The sequence below is a fragment of the Paenibacillus sp. Y930 genome (assembly GCF_056786375.1).
Genome location: NZ_JBXCIX010000005.1, coordinates 202,631 through 221,204, shown reverse-complemented (window position 1 = coordinate 221,204; position 18,574 = coordinate 202,631). Strand labels below are relative to the sequence as shown.

Here is an 18,574-nt window from a genome sequence, read left to right as displayed (position 1 = left end):
AAATCATGCGGTGAAGCAAGCGATGTCACACCCGGATGAGTAAGCTTATAATGCATTATCTCATGCTGAAAATGCGCTTGGTAACGCAGAACAACGAAATGGCGGTTAAGGAGAGTATTCCGTAACCGCCATTTTTATTGTTAACGAACATTTCTGATCAAAGTGAGCTGTCTTCCTTGCTAGCAGAACAATCCAGTTACAATGTTGATGTGCGAGAGCTAGATGGTTCATCTTTTCTTTCTAGAACACGTGCCCATCCAGTTAATATAACAGCTCCAAGAACCATAATTGCTCCAACCCATGGTGTATGAATAATACCGATTGACATAAATACTCCGTGTGCGAATGCAGAAATAATACGAGCGACTAGTAACATACCGATGCCAGTTGCAGACGCCGCAAGACTGTTTCCTATAATAAATACAATCATAATCCAGAACAATAAAGCTTTACGCGGAATATTGGATGTTATGGACGTTAATACGGGGGCTCCAAACATTACACCTAAAGCATATAAAGTAACAGTTAAAGCAGATGTTGTAACAGATATATTTAAGTCTCCAGAGATAAGAGGCAGTAGCCCCACGCTAATAAACTCTGTTGTCCCTATTGCGAATGCACTTATTGCTAACGCAAGGAGTGCTAAAGTACTTCTTTTTTTATCTAGTGTCATGTGAATGCTTCTTTCATAATGTATTACCGGCCGGTAAATGCTATTATGAGACTTCTAAGCACCAATGAACAGTACGTACTTTTTAGTGATATAGGTACTAAAAAGTGCCTAATAAGCAAACGTACTTGCCTTTATGGATCCGTTTTGAGTTCCATTTGTATATTAGGAGGGGGGCTATAGCCATAATGCAGCCATTTACGAAAAGAGTCATTGAAATTATACAAAGTATTCCAGCAGGGTATGTCATGACCTATGGACAAATTGCTGAATTAGCTGGAAGTGCAAGAGGAGCGAGACAAGTAGTAAGAATTTTGCATTCGATGAGTACACAATATGAACTATCTTGGCATAGAGTTGTTAATGCCAAAGGAGAAATTGCGATTACGGATGATGAATTTCGCTTCAAGCAGCAGCTGTATCTAAGCGATGAGGGTGTTATAACAGATGGAAAAGGCCTAATTGACTTGGAGAAATACCGTTACAAACCGCTTAAAGAGAACTTTATGATAGAAGATCAATAGCTAATGAAAATTATGTTTCTGGGCATCTTATGGAGAAAGACGTCTAAGTGTATGCTTTCAAGGTGAACTTTTTGTTAACAGAGAAGTTTACTCAGAAGGTAAACAAAAAGTTCTAAGGAGCTGAACATAATGGCAAGAAGAAAGAGAAGCTATGTGGTACCAGGGGTAGAACAAGAAATGCAAGCATTCAAAGCTGACGTTATGAAGCGTGAGGGATATGCCGTCGATCTAAACAAAGCAGATGATGTGAAGTATGAAGTCGCTGCGGAACTTGGAGTTCCGCTTCATCCTGGAGAAAACGGTCATTTGACTACTGAATCGGTAGGGCATGTCGGTGGGAAAATTGGTGGCTCTATGGTTCGGGAAATGATTCGTTTGGCTCAAGAGAAAATTGCGAATAAGGAGTAGCTGTAATTGAGGAAAGAGGGGAAACTATATTGAAGCAATGGTCAAGAGAAATTGAAATAAATACACCAATTGAACATGTTTGGTCGTATTTAGATGGGTCATTAGAACAGATGCAAAAGATTATGCCACAAGTGGTAGAAAATAAACCAATTAAAATGACAAACGAAGTTGTAGGCAGTATATATCGTCAGCAATATAAAGAAGGTAAGCGCATTGAGGAGTATGATGTGCATACGTTGGAATATGTAAATCATCCGAACGATAAAAAATTAAAAATTGGATTTACACTGGCAAATGCATATGAGATTACAGCCTTATATGAATTGCGCCGCATCAATGATCAGAAAACGGTGCTTACATATACAGCTACGAATAAAGCATTAAAGTGGTTTGTAAAAATATTTATGATCTTTGCAACAGAGAAAGTCGTTGTTAAATTTTTGGAGACGGTTAAAAGAGTTGCGGAATCAGAGTTTCAGGAAGAACAGAATTGAGCTAGGGTTAATAAAGTTTCGCCGATTGTTCTAAAAAGACGAAGCCAGCTGTGGTTTCGTCTTTTTAGGTGGATCTCTCTTTGACCGTATTTTCCGGATATTGAGAGAACATCTAATAATAATGTTAGCGTGTTGCTAGGCCTGACTTTCTATTTCTTGATAAGACCAGATTAAGCGAATCGTTGTACCTTTGCCTACTGAAGTTTCTACTGCAATAGTTCCATGCATTGCTTCCACAAGATCCTTTGCAATGGCCATTCCAAGCCCCGAACCCTCTGTCATCACGTTTGTATCCGTACCTCTAAAGTATCGTTCAAAGAGCTGCGCTGCTGTGTTCTCATCCATCCCTTGGCCGTTATCAACGAATTGGATAATAATTTGCTGCTTCGCTTCATCGGACCATACTGATACATTAAGTCTCGTATCTGGCGAATTGTGAATCAGTGCATTAGCAGCTATATTCAATACAACTCGTTCAAGCCATGGACCATAAAGCGTTACTACAATGTCTACTGGGGCAGGCTTGAACTGAATATGTTCTTTGACAAAGGATGGATGATTGCCTGCTTGATCCAATACTGAAGACAGCCAGCTATTCAGCTCGAGCAGTTCTCCCTCAGCAGGTTTCACGCCTGCATTAATTCGATAAGTCAGTGCAAGATCGTTAATGAGTACATCCATATGTGCAGACTTTTCTAGCATAATCGTTGAGAACTTACGTACTTCTTCGGCGCTCCAATCATAACCAGGTTCAGCGAGCATATGAGCGTATCCTTTAATAGATGATAGCGGAGTTTTCAAATCATGGGTAATCCCGCTAATCCATTCATCCCGCAAACTATTATTTTGCTTACGCAACTCTTGTTGCCGTAATAAAGTGCGAGAGAGATTGTCAATAGAATGTATTACTTCAAAAAATACACGATATCTTGGTCGCCATTTCCCTGAACGTTTTTTGCTTCGTGTTACGCCACGTCGATCAAGCGGCTCCTTATATTCAGCTCGACTTAAGCCATCCAGCCAAGTAAGTATATGTAGCATAGGACCGCCAAAGCGATGAGCATTCCATAGAGAAAGCAGGAGCAATATAGCAACTACCGCTACAATCATACTGCTGCCCCCAATTAGCAGAATTCTACCCTCCGGCGGCAAAAAGCTTCCTTGTCCATTAGTGCCTCCAGTCTCATTGGGAAGCATAACGACCCAAGTACTCCCAGTGTTAGCATCATAAGATGAGTTCATCTGATACCCGTATCGATCGTAATACATAGACCGAAGTGCTAACTCTGAAACACTGTAATATGTGCCGATATGATCCGGTTTATTATAAGAAGCAAGCTCCGTTCCTTCAGGGTTAAGCAGTTGGATAAACCCACCTAGTGATTCGAGTTGCTGGGCAATAGCTTGCGGAATGATTAATTGCCCCTGTGGGGATACACTCGCTTGCGCAGTCGTCTGCTCTAATATTTGCTTGATCTTGCTATGAAAACCATATACTAATGTGTAGGTTTTTCCGTTTTTTTCTTGAATCCACAGGTACAGCTCATATGGGAAAGGTTTCTTTTCCGTCCAATAGTCTACTAACTCTCCTGGGGCATAGCGCTTTGGCACATCATTTGGAACAAGATAGGAATGATCGACGATTCCATCTTCATCTAAGCTTTGTAGCCAGCCGTTATTGAGTTTCACTTGTTCTAGCAATCTAGCGTCAAATCGTATACCTTCGGGCGTAAGCTCCGATGATTCGACTAACTGCTGGAGACCAATTGAAGCAAAGTCTTTATTGATGCTCATTTCGTTCAATTGTTGAAACACCCAAATTAAGCAAACTGAAGCAATGATCAAGGCCATAAAGGCGGCAACGATCATCTGAATAATAAAACGGACGGTAAGGCGTCTTTTCATATTCATAATATATCTCCGAATTCAGTACGGAGCGGCACAAGCTTATATCCCATTCCGCGTACATTCACAATCCACCTTGGATTTGCTGGATCAATTTCAATCCGCTCCCGTATACGATGGATATGTACCATAATCGTATTATCATCGTTGAATGAATCTTCACCCCAAACCTGCTCGTACAGCTCTCTTTTGCTGAAAATTTGGTTGGGATGCTGGCATAGAAATAGTAATAGCTGGAACACAAGTGCGGGACAAGCTACTGATTTTCCATCAACGATAAGTTCCCCAGCCTCCTTATGTACCTGAAATCTCCCATAATTATATATAATACTTTTCGTATGACTAGCTAGCTCAGTATTGCTACTATCGGCGCCACTTTGATTGCTAGCAGCCCAATAACGGCGAAGCTGAGAACGAATCCGTGCTACGACCTCAAGTGGATTAAAAGGTTTCGCAATGTAATCATCACCGCCAACTGCAAAGCCGCTAAGCTTATCAAAATCGGAAGAACGAGCGGACAAAAATAAAATTGGAGCGTTCGTTACTTCTCTCAGAAATGGTGTTGCCTCAATACCGCTACGACCTGGTAGCATCACATCTAGAATAATAATGTCATAGCTATTGTTCTTACAAGCGTCTATCGCTGCTTCTGCTGAACTAGCCGAATCTATTATAGTAAAGCCTTCCTTAAGTAGAACAGTTTGTAGTAGCTCTACAATGGATTGTTCATCATCTACTAGAAGAATAGCCGCTTCCTTCATAAACTCACCGCCTTATGTATCTATATTGTCATTCTATCATGCCTGCTTCTCTAATATTAGAAGGGAGTCTTAACGGAGTCTTAATTTTATCGTGCTGTCGGTAGAGGATAGTTAAGGTAATGTTTATGTAGTGTTTCGGCTGACATAAGATTGTATTGCTACACTATAGAGGAAGTTCAAAACGTACGACTGTGATCACGATGGAATGCGTTGTAGCTTAGTCGGCGGCGAATATGCCCTCCATCAAAAGCCTGCGTGTGCTCGTGTACCAATTACGTACACTGTGCTACTCGTTTTTGCTGAAGTGCATCTTCTTGGTGCTGACAGCCGAACGTTTTGAACCTTTATTGGAAGAGGAAGTTCAAACATCTGACATAACACTAGGAGGACAAAGAGATGACAATGAATACTAAGAGAATGAAAGATACCAATCGATCCAAAAAACGTATTATGACAGTAGTATTAGTGGCAAGTATAATGCTAGGGACATTAAGTGCATGCGGAAATGGTGGCGATAACAATATGAAAGATGGACAAACGATGACAGGAGAAACAACTGTTACACCAGCATCAGAGCAAGCGGCGATGCAGCCAGAAGAATTGGCTGACTTTATGCTGAGCGGTAAACATGAAACGATTTACAAACAATTCAGTTCCGAGTTTCAAACGCAAGTGAGCCAAACAGATTTTGCAGCGATGTCGACATCCTTTACCGCAGAAGTTGACACTTTCCGTTCTTCCTCCAGTCTTCTTCACAATGAAATGGATATACGTGTTTGGTTGAGCAGCGAGGGAGATAAAGGGATATTAGCGGCATTTGGAGATGATGAAGAGATTATCGGATTACAAATTCAAGAGCTGGTCACTTATCCAGATACAGATGGTAATATGACACAAACTGCATTTGATTTTCCGTTTCAAGGAGAATGGTTAGTGTTCTGGGGTGGCACGAATGTATTTCAAAACTATCATTATGAACTAGCTAGCCAGCGTTATGCGTATGACTTGATACAAGCAAAGGAAGGAAAGTCCTATGAAGGGGACCCAAGTCTCAATGAAAGTTATTTTGCCTTCGGACAAGATGCACTTGCTCCTGCGGATGGTACAGTAGTCTCTGTTATCAATGATATCGTAGACAACGAACCTGTTGGAGTGGCTAATGAAAAAGTTCCAGCTGGGAATTTGGTCGTCATTGATCATGGCGGCGAGTTCAGTTATATCACTCACCTCAAAAAAGGATCAGTTACTGTAAAGCCAGGTGATAAAGTAGAACGGGGTGAAGTCATTGGTCAGATCGGAAATTCTGGAAATTCGAGTGAACCCCATCTTCATTTCCAAGTATCCAATGGCAGTAACTTATTTGAATCGGAAGCTATTCATATACAATGGAAGGATGGCAGTCAACCTGTTCAAGGGGAAATTATTAATGCTGATTAACTTTTAATTTGTTGCAGACTTGGTTTAGATCAAAAAGGCGATATTTCGTTCACATTGGAACGGAATATCGCCTTTCTCTTTACTTTAAATCGATCATGAATTATCGAATCAGATAATGGATATTTTGCAAGTGGTTATTGCAATAAGAATTTTGTTATTCAACGTGTCACTTTCATCAAGCAATGTAGACTAGATCAGGCGGCGTTTTTGGTGCATGCAACAAAATTTACTTTTTATTGAAATAATAACAATCGAATTATGACAATACAACTTTCCTCGCATACGTGTTACTACATCTATTGTAGTGCAGTAAATAGACAAGAGCCTTTCCGCAGGGAAAGGCTCTCACGTGAGTTATAATGTTATTCTTGGACTTTGAATTTTGATGGAGAACTGTTCGGTGCGTTAGAGTTACCTTGTCCTTGACCGGCACTGTTACCAGCGCCATTGCCTTGTCCTTGACCGGCACTGTTACCAGCGCCATTGCCTTGTCCTTGACCGGCACTGTTACCAGCGCCATTGCCTTGTCCTTGACCAGCGCCTTTACCGTTGCCAGTACCTTGTCCTTGACCGGCACTGTTACCAGCGCCATTGCCTTGTCCTTGACCAGCGCCTTTACCGTTGCCGGTACCTTGTCCTTGACCAGCGCCTTTACCGTTGCCGGCACCTTGTCCTTGACCAGCGCCTTTACCGTTGCCGGTACCTTGCTCTTGACCAGCACCTTGTCCGTTACCAGTACCTTTACCGTTGCCAGTACCTTGTCCTTGACCAGCACCTTGTCCATTGCCAGTACCTTGTCCGTTACCAGTACCTTGTCCGTTACCAGTACCTTGTCCGTTACCAGTACCTTGTCCATTGCCAGTACCTTGTCCGTTACCAGTACCTTGTCCGTTACCAGTACCTTGTCCATTGCCAGTACCTTGTCCGTTGCCAGTACCTTGTCCGTTGCCAGTACCTTGTCCGTTACCAGTACCTTGTCCATTGCCAGTACCTTGTCCGTTACCAGTACCTTGTCCATTGCCAGTACCTTGTCCGTTACCAGTACCTTGTCCATTGCCAGCGCCTTGTCCGTTACCAGTACCTTGTCCATTGCCAGCGCCTTTTCCACCACCAGCGCCTTGCCCATTCCCAGTACCTTTAGATGTAGGGAATTTCAAAGTTGAATAAGAGTATGTGATTGATTGGAATGTGAGATTATCAACCGCACCCGTAACAGGTAGACCATGTTGTTTCTGATAGTATTTAACACCGCGAGCAGTGACCCTATCGAACTTGCCGTTAATTTTGCCTTCATAGCTACCAAGAGATTTTAACATCCCTTGAATGACGTATACATCAGGTCCTTGAGCACCCTTACCAACAGCTAATGCTACGTTGGACATCGACAGTACGAGCATTAAGGCTAGTGTAAAAACTCCGATATACTTTCCTAAAGCCTTTTTCGTTATCGTTCTTGTTTTGAAAGAACTAAAAATTGAATCCCATTTCTTCAACTAATACACCATCCTTAAGAGTAAGTATTTTCTTCAACAGAGTTACTTTTCCCAAAAAAGAGATTTTTATTGATCATTTTACAAAGATTTTATAAAAAGAGAAGATAGTTTACCTATATCGACATCATGTTATTGACCCGTGTATGGTTAAGACCAATTACTTATATGAATTATGGTGTGGTTCAGCGTGGTGTAAGTTAGTTTTTTAACTAACAATTGAAATTAGTTGTTTCATACAAGCAATCTCATTCAGAAACTCATACACTGTTTTATTCACAAGAAAAGGAGGTCTTGCTATGGAACAAATAAACCAATATACAATCACTATTCTTGGAAGTATGGGTGGTGTTGCTAAGGCAATCCTATCCATTCTTAATCAATCTGTTACCGATAACAATGATCCAATTCATCATGTTATTACTAAATCAAAGCTTTATTTAATAGATATCAATCAAAAAGAATTGGATTATTATAATCAATTATTTCCGAATTTAAGTGATAACGTGACCCTCTTACAATTTGATCTTAATGATAAAGCCAAATTTACTGAACATCTAAAATCAACAAGGACTAAATTAGTTATTGATGTATCGTGGGCTGATACCATTGAAATGCTTGAATGTTGTAATGAACTTGGTGTTTCTTATATCAACTCGGCATTAGAGAATACTGCAGTTGATGAAGATGAAAGCTTATATGGTTTTCCACTTACTGAACGATATAATCGATTTGAAGATAAGAAAGAAATATTTACAAACACAAGAGCAATTATTGGTTCAGGTATGAACCCTGGTGTAGTTCAATGGATGGCAATTAAGCTCTTGAAAGAAAATTCCAGTAATGAACCACTAGCCTGTTACATTATTGAGCATGATAGTTCCTTTTATAAAGACAAAAATCTGATACAACCTAAAACTATTTATACTACCTGGTCCGTAGAATGTTTTTTGGATGAAGCAATTTTAAGCTACCCAATGTTTGTCCGACATCATCTTCCTCATTACTTATATGAAGATGTCTACGGTATCGAATTTAAGGTGAGGTTGGGAAGTAAAGAATTTTATGGATGTCTTATGCCCCATGAAGAAGTACTAACATTAGGTGAACTATATGATATGGAAATGGGATTTATCTATCGAGTCAATGAATATACAACAGAATTAATTCGAAATAATTTAAGTAATGTAGATGACCTTTGGAATTGGAAACAAAAAATAATTGATCCCACTGATGGAGAGGTAGAAGGAGAGGACCTTGTTGGTGTTCTTTTGGTATACGATGATAAGGAAATTTATATGTATAACTCAATGAAAAGTAGTGATATATTTCAACAATATAAAACTAGTGCAACATACTTCCAAGTAGCATGTGGAATATATGCGGGAACTGCGAGTCTAATTTTAGACAATATTCCTATAGGTGTATATTATGTCGATGAATTATTAATGAATACGCAAAGTAACTATGGAAAATATTTAACTTATTATATGCGAGATTTTATCTATGGTGAGAATAGCAGTTCGGATGGATTATTACATCAAAGAATGAAGAGAATTGAATAATAGTTCTCTAAGCAAGGGAAATTTGATTTTATACCCATCAGAAAGAAATGAAACATGTAGAACAGTAGCTGTTCTACATGTTTCTATATTTAAAGAAAGTAAATAAGAATCTAAAGAAAATAAATAAGATCTTCTTCTCTATAAAAAAACCTTTTTAAAAGTGACCCTTTAATTCTATTGTAGCACTTGTTTAATGGAAATAATTCATCACCCACTCATGAAGTGTTACATATCATTTATATGGGGATTACTTCTAAGGAGGAATAACAAATGATGCACCCAGATACAGAAATTCGATTTGTAAGTGAGGAAATAGGCGTTGGTGTGTTTGCAACAAGATTAATTCTTAAAGGAACCATTGTCTGGATTAAAGATGAATTAGATATGACTCTAACAGAGGAGTATATTGAAAGTCTTGATAATTTGCAAAAAGAGAATATATATAAATACAGCTATTTAGAAACTGACGGCATATATGTTCTTCATTGGGATCATGCAAAATATATGAATCATAGCTTCAATCCAAATTGTGTAGATACAGCTTATGATTTTCAATTGGCTGCGAGAGACATTCAACCTGGGGAGCAATTAACATGTGATTATGGAGCTATGGGTGATGATGAAGAGTTTGAATGTATACCTGAAGAAGGAACATCAAGAACAAAAGTAACTGCAAATGATTATTTAATATATTATGTGGAATGGGATGAGATGGCAAGAACAACGTTTGAGTATTTCAATGCGGTAGAGCAACCGCTAAAATATTTAATTAGGGAGCAATATATTGATAAAGTAAATGCGGTAGCTAATGGAAATGAACCACTAGATTCCATTCTCACGTTATTTATTGATAACGAAGACGAAAAATAAATATGAAACAGGAGAAACTGCGACATTCCTGCTAGAAAATCCTATTCAAGAAATCGTCTTGAATAGGATTTTTGTAATACATGAAAACCGCACTTACTTATGATATGGTTCACCGAACAGTAGAGTTTACTACAGTCCGTATATAACCTACTTTATATATAAGGGATAAGAATTTAGAGGAGATGGATAACCGAAAGGTTATTCATTTTTTTGTTTTAATTCATAACTGTGGCTATAGTACATACTTGTTAACTGAAAATTAGTGTCAGTTATTTCAAATATCTACAAATTAATGTTTTTATTTGGTTGTTGAAATAAGGACGGATTTATTTGAGAATAATAAGTTGGAGAATGTTTAGCAACTGGGTATCGACAGCTTGCAAGAGAGGCGGATATAAATGCAACAAATGTTAGATGATGTAATTATCGCCACAAATGATTTTCTATGGTCATATATTTTGATCATTCTACTTGTCGGTTGTGGACTTTATTTCACAATTAGATCGAGATTCGTACAGTTTGGTATGTTCAAGGAAATGTTTGTCGTTCTGAAAGGCTCTAATGAAAGGTCACCTGATAGCATTTCATCATTCCAAGCATTTTGTATTAGTATGGCGGCAAGAGTAGGAACAGGTAATATAACGGGCATTGCCATTGCTATTGCAATTGGTGGACCCGGGGCTGTATTTTGGATGTGGGTTATAGCTATTATTGGCGCAGCATCTAGCTTTGTCGAGAGTACATTAGCTCAAGTATACAAAATCAAGGATAAAACGGGGTTTCGTGGTGGTCCTGCCTATTATATGGAGCAGGGATTAAACAAACGTTGGATGGGAGCAATATTTGCGGTACTCATTACGTTGTCCTTCGGCCTTGTATTTAATGCTGTACAGTCCAATACGATAAGTGTTGCTTTTGAAAATTCTTTCGGCACTAATCGTGTCGTTGTCGGCTTAGTGATGGCTGCAGCATTTGGCATCATTATTTTTGGTGGTATTAAACGTATTGCAAGAATGTCAGAATATATTGTTGTCGTTATGGCTGTCATCTATATCGGTGCGGCATTTTGTATCGTTCTTATTAACATCGAAAAAATGCCAGAAGTTATTACGCTTATTGTGAAAAGTGCTTTTGGGTTTGAACAAGCGGTGGGTGGAACTTTTGGTGCGGTTATTTTACAAGGTGTGAAACGTGGGTTATTCTCCAATGAAGCAGGGATGGGTAGTGCACCGAATGCGGCTGCAACAGCAACAACAAGTCACCCCGTTAAGCAAGGACTTATGCAAGCACTTGGCGTACTTGTGGATACCTTACTAGTATGTTCTAGTACTGCTTTTATTATATTACTGTCCGATGCCTACAAGCAGCCTGGCTTGGATGGTATACTGCTTACACAAGCTGCTTTAAGCGAGCATATAGGGTCATGGGCATCTGGAGCATTGGCGATTATGGTTTTCTTATTCGCATTCAGTACGCTAATCGGAAATTACTATTATGGTGAAACAAACATTGAATTTCTTAACTCGAAGAAGTCAGTAGTGAGGATCTATCGCTATAGTGTGTTAGCGATGGTAGTGTTTGGTTCTATTGCTCAGGTACAATTGGTATGGAATTTGGCCGACTTGTTCATGGGTTTAATGGTCATTGTGAATTTGATCGCGATTATTCTGTTATCTAAAGTAGCTTTTGCAGCTTTACATGATTACAAACAGCAGAAACGAGCGGGTAAAGATCCTGTTTTCTATAAAAATAGCATTAAAGGCGTGGAAAACGTTGAATGCTGGGATAACTCGCCAGAAGTGAAGAGTAAGTAGTAGAAAGTCCATTGTTGTGGGGGAATCTAAGCCCCATAACAATGGACTTTTTAATTTAGGCTCTGTTATACGTCATTGTTGTTTGTGCTCATTGAGATAACAGGCAGGATAGTTTAATGATAGGGGCTATAAGGCTGTACTAGATAGAACAATGTATAGTGTACTGTTGAGCTATGGGAGACCATAACAAAACCACCTTTTCGAAGGTGGTTTTGTTATGGTCAAATACTAGTATTAAAATTTAACATAGCCTAGATTTTAAATATTGCACCCACATCCCGTGCAGCTCAGCTTCCGATACTTGAAATGCGCCTTTAAAATCAGTGGCATCGCGTATGAATTTGTTGAGCGCATCTAAACTGTATGAATGGATGAGATATTCTACGATCAAGTACGAGAATCCATATCCCCCTATCTTCTCGAAATCCCAGGTATCATTAGTTAATGCTTGAAAGCTAGGGACAGCGTTATTTTGAATCGCTTCGGAGGTGCTATACTGGATATATTCTTGTGACATTTGTTTGGCTTCATGCCCGCCGAGCCCGTGTGTAAGCCATTTCGGTGCCAACGGATTGATATCCTTCACTAACCACATCGCAAACAAGCTTATAGTGTGCCGTAGTACCGATTGATACGTATGTTCAGGGCCTGGGTTGAGTGGGGATACGATTTTAATTTTATTGTCTTCATAGGTTCCCATAAACCAATTGGGCGCATCCGGCTCGTTTATTGCTTGATGAAAAGTGGGCAGATCCGGATAGATCTCAATAGCGATTTTCTGAGAAGGTCGATGACGATAGGTTGTAATAATTTGATCTACATTGCTTTTCAACTCTTCAAATAAGTCATGGTATACCTTGTTCATACCATCATTCTTGGAGGGAGCCTCGCTTTTATCCACAATTGATATCAATTCTTTAATAGACATGATTGTAATGTCACCCCATTCTTTTAATTCTTTTTTTAGTTTGTTTAAGGCACGGTAGAGTCTGTTCTTAACTGCGCTTTCAGGCATCCCGATGATTTTGGACATTTCCAATAAAGTGCAATCGACGAAAAAACGCAATGATATGATTTGCTGATCTAATTCATTCAATCGGGCTAATGCAGCACTAATATCAAGACGGATATCGACATCTCTAGCAATATCGAGGGATATCGATTGGGACTGAAAATCGATTACTTCATGCACCATTTCTTTATTTCGTGATCTCGTACGATACTCGTTTTTCACAATATTTTGCGCGATTTTGAATAGCCAAGTAAATATACTGGAGTTACCCTTAAACAAGTGAAAGTTTTCCATTGCTTTTAAAAAAGCTTGTTGCGTTAAGTCATCGGCAGTTGCCGAATTTGTCTTTACTGCAATGTAATTTCGAATTCTATCTCGATATTGATTATAAATGGCTTCGAAATGCTGGATGTGCTCCTGCTCCTCCGGAAGAACAGGGATTTTCTTTTTGTCTTGAGCTCGTGACACCAGTAGTACCTCCTCCTGAACTTATAATTCATTAGACACCGAAGGGAGGTAAAAAGCCACATCATTTTAAAATAATTTTACACGACGCCATTCCACTGTTTTTAAACCCCAAAAAAGCAAAGCGTAAAGGCAATTCAGCTATGTGGTATTAAGTGAGGATTACCAATGGAGAAAGAGATTCAGGAGCTTGAAAAACGTATTGGCTTTCTGGAAAAGCAAGTTCAGAACAAACAACTTCAGTCATCTAATATATTGAGGTTGAGCTTAACTTTTAGGCGTCATCTTCTAAATATTATTAATTTCCATTCTAATGATAAATTATTTGAACAACGCCAGAAGAGAACGTTCTTGTACTAACCACTTTTAAGTTTAATCTCTCTTTTATATCAATAAACAACGGTTTTCCTTCTCCCAAAACAACAGGGTGAATAGATAATCTAAATTCATCAACAAGTCCTAAATTTATAAAAGTTGTAACGAGACTTGCTCCGCCATATAGCCAGATGTCTTTACCAGGCTTTATCTTCAATTTATTTACTTCTTCAACAATATTTTCGTTTATAAATATGGCTTGTTTATCAGTTTCTTTTTGTGTTCTGGAAAACACATATTTCTTTTTACTATGAACCAATCTCCAAATTTCTTTTCCGGCATCAGATTCTTCATTTTCCGGGATATATTGTCCCCATAAATCGTAACTTTTTCTACCATATAAAATAGTATCAATTTGATTCAAAAAATCAGTGAACCCCATATCAGGATCCATAATGCACCAATCAACTTCCCCATTTTTTCCTTCAATAAAACCATCTAACGTAACTGCTAAATCTAATACGACTCTTCTCTGTTTTACGTTATTTGACATCATTCATCCTCCACTTATCATTTGTTCTATATCTGTTCATATTCATTCGCTCCTTTGTATCGCTTATGATACATTATAATTATGACAAATTATGACGTAATTAGGTGATGAACTTGAATAATAGAATTTTAACCATGATGAGGTTATTAGATTCACGAAAAAAATTTACTGCCCGTGAGCTTGCGGATCGGTTTAATGTCTCGATCCGTACCATTCAGCGTGATCTAGATCATTTACAGCAAATGGGCTTTCCGCTCTATGCAGAAGTTGGTGCGAATGGTGGTTATCGCGTGCTACCGAACAGAATTTTGCCACCTCTTCAGCTTACAAAGCATGAGGCGTTTGGGCTGTTTATGATGATTGAGTATTTGGAGAACGTGTCGGACTTTCCGTATGGTTCTATTCGTACCCAATTAGCGGATCAATATTTTACAAGCTTACCCCATGAAGTACAGGACGAGATTGTACGAATGAGGCAGCATATAGCCTTTGTTCAACATCATGGGGTTCAGCTGGAACCTTTAACCACTTTTATATTAAATGCTGCAGTGGACAAGTGTGAACTTGAGTTCAGTTATGCCGCCCGAAGTGGCACAAAGCAGGTACAAGCTTATCCCCTAGGAGTCTACTACGAGCATGGGTATTGGTATATGCCTGCCCAAAAAGGGGATAGGGTGTTGCTGTATCGGGTTGATCGGATGGGGAAATTGGAAACCCATCAACATATTGATGAATCGGTTCCGACGCTGAATGATTGGCTTAATTCGAAGGATGGTCGGCAAAGTGTCGAAGTCATTGTGCAATTTACTGACTTTGGAGCAAGACTGGCACAATCAGATAAGTTATTCGAATCCACTCTGCATAACCAATATTGTGGTCAGATTCCACCAGAGGAGTTTCCATTCGTAGCAAGAAGGCTACTTGCGTATGGACCAGATGCCAAAGTTATTAGTCCGCCACATTTGAGAGATTTAGTAATGGAGCAGCTTGAAAGTAGTTTAAAGAAATATGATTAAAGTTGATGAATGGTAGACTGCTTTGCATATACAATTCGTTTGAATCACATATAAGTCAAAGATTCTAATGGAGTAGATTCCGTATTCTCAGCGCAATAGTAAAAAAAATTCTACATGAGGACGGTTTCTCATCTGTTCTTCCGTCTAATGTATTGAGATTGATATGAGGAGGATGAAAGTGGCTGGTATCGATGCAGAGCTGATAGATAGGGTGCGCAATGGTGATACTGATGCATTCAGTGAACTTATTAGCAAATATGCTAATGCCGTTTACGGGGTAGCCTACGGCAAATTGGGCAATTTCCACGCAGCAGAAGATATTGCGCAAGAAGTGTTTCTAAAGACCTATAGGAGATTATCGAACGTAAAGGAACCTGGAAAACTTGGTAGTTGGTTATATGCGGTGACTACGAGAGAGTGCTTGGATTGGTTTAGATCGAGCAAAAGTAAGGTCGTGTATGAATTGGTGGATCAACTAGATACTCCGCAACTAGAAACTACTGAAGATAAACTGCTAAGGAAAGAACTTCAAAGTGAGGTTTGGGAAGCTCTTAATACGCTATCAGAAGCAAATCGTACTGTCACGATTCTTTACTACATTGATGATTATAAGATTAGGGAAATTAGTGATTTCCTTAGTATATCAGTCGAGGCAGTAGAGAGCAGACTCCGCAGATCAAGAAAGTTATTAAAAAAGGAGATGTTACGTATGGTCAACGAAAATCTCAACGAGAACAAATTGAATGAACAGTTTAAGAAGAAGGTATTTGAAGATGAACGAATGATAGAAACTCAATTTCGTCGCATTACTATGGGAGAAAGTGATTTTGACGACATCGATATGTACAAAACAAGATTTTACAATATTAATCTAGAGGGGGCTAAATTCAATAATGTCAATATGAGTAAGACATATTTCAATGATATCAACATGCATCTTGCTAAGTTCGAAGAAGTTGGACTTTGGGATATTGAAATTGGTAAATGTGCGATGGGCGGCGCTTATTTCCACGATATTGCTTTGGAAGGAAAAAGCAATAGATTTGAAAACGTAGAATTAACCGGGACTACTTTCCGCAACTGTAATCTTTCAAACGTAGATATTAAAGATTGTGACATTACAGGACTGACAATCAATGGGGTATCCATCGAAGCTCTGCTCGAGAGCTATAACAATAAATAAACACTTGATGTAATGAACAGATTGATTAAATATTAAGTCTTGAATTAATTGGGAATAGATTATATATTATTACCTATATTGGTTAAATTATTAATTATCCGAAGGAGGGTCCTATTATGTATGTGAATAAAGATGTTTCAGAGAACACGCTCTATGCAAAGTCTACACTATAAACAACGGCGGTTGTTTGTATAGAGCGAATCATGTTAGTACCGCCTTAAGCCTTTGATGGCCAAATATGTTTATAATGTGACTTTGCTACCTTAAAATTCTTATCATTTAAGGGGTAGAGTAATTATGAAATATATTAATGCAGACATTGTCTTACCAGAAGAATTATTAAAGGAAGTTCAAAAATATATTAATGGTGGCATGATTTATATACCTAAACCTAAAGGAATACGAACAGGTTGGGGTGTGAATTCAGGACACAGAACATATATAACACAAAGAAATGATCAAATTCGTGAAAGTTTCTTACAAGGTGCCAACATACATGAACTTTCTAATCAATATTTTCTTTCTTGCGAGAGCATTAAGAAAATAGTGTATAAGAAGTCGATATAGTTTTTATAGAAGACACATTAGATTAATTTCTGATGTGTCTTTTTGTGTAAAGAATAGGTAAGAGTTGTTTCTTACATATTTATCTAGTGTTCCTCTAGCTATAATGGCATTAACAGCACTGAATATTGTCATTGTCCTTAGCAAGAGGAGGGAAACACTATCCAAAGAAACATGATAGAAAACATGAATGCACATAAAGGTGGAGTTATTTGGTTTACTGGTTTGCCTGGCTCGGGCAAAACTACATTGGCTAATAATGTTCAGCATGAATTACTTAATTCCAATATACGATGCGCCATTATCGATGGTGATGTTATAAGACATAAACTTAATCGTGATCTTGGATTCTCAGAAGAAGATCGCATGGAAAACCTTCGTCGTGCTGCTGAAGTAACGCGTATGTTCATAGAAGCTGGAATTTACGTGTTAGCTCCATTTATTACGCCTAATGAAGCGTGCAGAGCAATGATTAGACAACACTTTAAGCCCGAAGATTATACGGAACTATATGTGAAGTGTTCATTAGATACTTGTATAGATCGAGATCCGAAGGGAATGTACGCCCTCGCTCTGGCAGACAAACTTCCTAATTTTACAGGAATATCGGCTCCATACGACCCACCAATTGCCCCACATCTTACATTAGATACGCAGAAGTTAGGATTACAACAATGTGTAGACAAATTAACAGAGTATATACAGTCTAAATTAAAAATAAATAACTAAAAGAGGTGATGGTTCTATGAAACCAACATTAAGTTATACAATATGGTTTTCGCAACGTACAGGAAGCACTTTACTTAATCTTGCTCTTGCATCCACTGGTGTAGCAGGAAACCCTGCGGAATGGATTACTTCCCGAGATCCAAGTACGATAACCAAAGAAGATATTGAGTCAATTTGGAAAGATGGCTCAACTTCCAATGGCGTATTCGGAATGAAGACATGTTTATCATCGGAGTGGATTTCTGGACTTAGAAAGCTTTATGAACTACCTGAAACAGCTACGCAGGCTGTAGTATGGCGTACAGCTTTCCCTAACAGCAACAAGCATATATGGATGACTCGCAGAAACAAAATAAGATTAGCGGTTTCCTGGTGGCGCGCAATCGTATCTGGCGAATGGCATAGACAATATGGTGAGAAGCCACAAGAGCATGATATTGCAGATCAATATAACTTCGATGCGATTAATCATTTACTTGCGGAAGCTACTTTTCGTGAGGCGGCTATGGAACAATTTTTCAGCGAAGAAGAAATTGTACCACTGACGATTGTATACGAGGACTTTATTCAAGAGTACGCAGGAACGGTCATGAGCGTATTAGAGTATCTTGATATTCCAACAGACAACGTTGTGGTAGCGCCGCCGTCACTAGATAAACTAGCGGATGATGTTGCTGAAGAGTGGGTTCAAAGATTCAGGAAAGAACGTCAGCAAGGCTGGGAAAATATCGGTTGGTAACTAGAAGGCTACGGCTTCTGCACAAATAAAAAGGCTACTGTTAGTGAGTAATTACAAATG

17 protein-coding genes and 1 pseudogene are annotated in these 18,574 nt (G+C 38.8%); 12 read left to right on the top strand and 6 right to left on the bottom strand.

Going from position 1 to position 18,574, the window contains the following annotated elements; translation table 11 throughout:
• Nucleotides 1-316 precede the first annotated feature (316 nt).
• A pseudogene (locus AC1TO5_RS16020) lies at nt 317-673 on the bottom strand (MFS transporter); the annotation flags it as partial.
• 185 nt (nt 674-858) lie between these two features.
• Between AC1TO5_RS16020 and AC1TO5_RS16015 the strand changes: the two are divergent.
• From AC1TO5_RS16015 to AC1TO5_RS16005, 3 genes are all read left to right on the top strand, one after another.
• Entirely contained in the window at nt 859-1,194 is a 336-nt protein-coding gene (locus AC1TO5_RS16015) for an MGMT family protein (RefSeq protein ID WP_482063833.1), read from the top strand.
• Nucleotides 1,195-1,323: 129 nt separating this feature from the next.
• Nucleotides 1,324-1,602, top strand: a complete 279-nt coding sequence (locus AC1TO5_RS16010) for an alpha/beta-type small acid-soluble spore protein (protein WP_482063832.1) — start codon at nt 1,324-1,326, stop codon at nt 1,600-1,602.
• A gap of 29 nt (nt 1,603-1,631) precedes the next feature.
• Nucleotides 1,632-2,096 carry an SRPBCC family protein gene (locus AC1TO5_RS16005; protein WP_482063831.1) on the top strand — a complete coding sequence of 155 codons (465 nt, stop codon included), beginning with the start codon at nt 1,632-1,634 and terminating at the stop codon, nt 2,094-2,096.
• A gap of 135 nt (nt 2,097-2,231) precedes the next feature.
• Here the strand turns inward: AC1TO5_RS16005 and AC1TO5_RS16000 are convergent, their stop codons facing one another.
• Together AC1TO5_RS16000 and AC1TO5_RS15995 are read right to left on the bottom strand one after the other, a co-directional pair.
• Complete coding sequence (locus AC1TO5_RS16000) at nt 2,232-4,007, bottom strand: sensor histidine kinase (RefSeq protein WP_482063830.1); 1,776 nt, start codon at nt 4,005-4,007, stop codon at nt 2,232-2,234.
• Nucleotides 4,004-4,762 carry a response regulator transcription factor gene (locus tag AC1TO5_RS15995; protein ID WP_482063829.1) on the bottom strand — a complete coding sequence of 253 codons (759 nt, stop codon included), beginning with the start codon at nt 4,760-4,762 and terminating at the stop codon, nt 4,004-4,006. The genes AC1TO5_RS16000 and AC1TO5_RS15995 overlap by 4 nt, the downstream gene beginning before the upstream one ends.
• 396 nt (nt 4,763-5,158) lie before the next feature.
• Between AC1TO5_RS15995 and AC1TO5_RS15990 the strand changes: the two genes are divergently transcribed.
• Nucleotides 5,159-6,199 (top strand): M23 family metallopeptidase, encoded by a 1,041-nt coding sequence (locus AC1TO5_RS15990; RefSeq protein WP_482063828.1) that lies wholly within the window; start codon nt 5,159-5,161, stop codon nt 6,197-6,199.
• A gap of 362 nt (nt 6,200-6,561) precedes the next feature.
• On the opposite strand, the gene AC1TO5_RS15985 is transcribed toward AC1TO5_RS15990, so the two are convergent.
• Nucleotides 6,562-7,692: a peptidoglycan-binding domain-containing protein gene (locus AC1TO5_RS15985; RefSeq protein WP_482063827.1), complete on the bottom strand. Its 1,131-nt coding sequence runs from the start codon at nt 7,690-7,692 to the stop codon at nt 6,562-6,564.
• 296 nt (nt 7,693-7,988) lie between these two features.
• Between AC1TO5_RS15985 and AC1TO5_RS15980 the strand changes: the two genes are divergently transcribed.
• The 3 genes from AC1TO5_RS15980 (at nt 7,989) to AC1TO5_RS15970 (ending at nt 11,938) form a co-directional block, all read left to right on the top strand.
• The gene (locus tag AC1TO5_RS15980; protein WP_482063826.1) at nt 7,989-9,254 is read left to right on the top strand and encodes a saccharopine dehydrogenase NADP-binding domain-containing protein; all 1,266 of its coding nucleotides are present in this window, start codon (nt 7,989-7,991) and stop codon (nt 9,252-9,254) included.
• 270 nt (nt 9,255-9,524) lie between these two features.
• Nucleotides 9,525-10,124, top strand: coding sequence for an SET domain-containing protein (locus tag AC1TO5_RS15975; protein WP_482063825.1), 600 nt, complete (start codon nt 9,525-9,527; stop codon nt 10,122-10,124).
• Nucleotides 10,125-10,522: 398 nt separating this feature from the next.
• On the top strand, nt 10,523-11,938 hold the full coding sequence (locus tag AC1TO5_RS15970; protein WP_482063824.1) for an alanine/glycine:cation symporter family protein: 1,416 nt from the start codon (nt 10,523-10,525) through the stop codon (nt 11,936-11,938).
• A gap of 241 nt (nt 11,939-12,179) precedes the next feature.
• Here the strand turns inward: AC1TO5_RS15970 and AC1TO5_RS15965 are convergent, their stop codons facing one another.
• Entirely contained in the window at nt 12,180-13,418 is a 1,239-nt protein-coding gene (locus AC1TO5_RS15965; RefSeq protein WP_482063823.1) for an RNA polymerase sigma factor, read from the bottom strand.
• Between the two features lie 307 nt (nt 13,419-13,725).
• Nucleotides 13,726-14,283: a dihydrofolate reductase family protein gene (locus AC1TO5_RS15960; RefSeq protein WP_482063978.1), complete on the bottom strand. Its 558-nt coding sequence runs from the start codon at nt 14,281-14,283 to the stop codon at nt 13,726-13,728.
• Between the two features lie 113 nt (nt 14,284-14,396).
• Between AC1TO5_RS15960 and AC1TO5_RS15955 the strand changes: the two genes are divergently transcribed.
• From AC1TO5_RS15955 to AC1TO5_RS15935, 5 genes are all read left to right on the top strand, one after another.
• On the top strand, nt 14,397-15,299 hold the full coding sequence (locus tag AC1TO5_RS15955) for a helix-turn-helix transcriptional regulator (protein ID WP_482063822.1): 903 nt from the start codon (nt 14,397-14,399) through the stop codon (nt 15,297-15,299).
• A 178-nt stretch (nt 15,300-15,477) separates the two neighbouring features.
• The gene (locus AC1TO5_RS15950) at nt 15,478-16,482 is read left to right on the top strand and encodes a sigma-70 family RNA polymerase sigma factor (RefSeq protein WP_482063821.1); all 1,005 of its coding nucleotides are present in this window, start codon (nt 15,478-15,480) and stop codon (nt 16,480-16,482) included.
• A 297-nt stretch (nt 16,483-16,779) separates the two neighbouring features.
• Nucleotides 16,780-17,049 carry a CD3324 family protein gene (locus tag AC1TO5_RS15945; protein ID WP_482063820.1) on the top strand — a complete coding sequence of 90 codons (270 nt, stop codon included), beginning with the start codon at nt 16,780-16,782 and terminating at the stop codon, nt 17,047-17,049.
• A gap of 159 nt (nt 17,050-17,208) precedes the next feature.
• Complete coding sequence (gene cysC / locus AC1TO5_RS15940) at nt 17,209-17,775, top strand: adenylyl-sulfate kinase (RefSeq protein ID WP_482063977.1); 567 nt, start codon at nt 17,209-17,211, stop codon at nt 17,773-17,775.
• A 16-nt stretch (nt 17,776-17,791) separates the two neighbouring features.
• On the top strand, nt 17,792-18,514 hold the full coding sequence (locus tag AC1TO5_RS15935) for a Stf0 family sulfotransferase (RefSeq protein ID WP_482063819.1): 723 nt from the start codon (nt 17,792-17,794) through the stop codon (nt 18,512-18,514).
• Nucleotides 18,515-18,574: the final 60 nt, after the last annotated feature.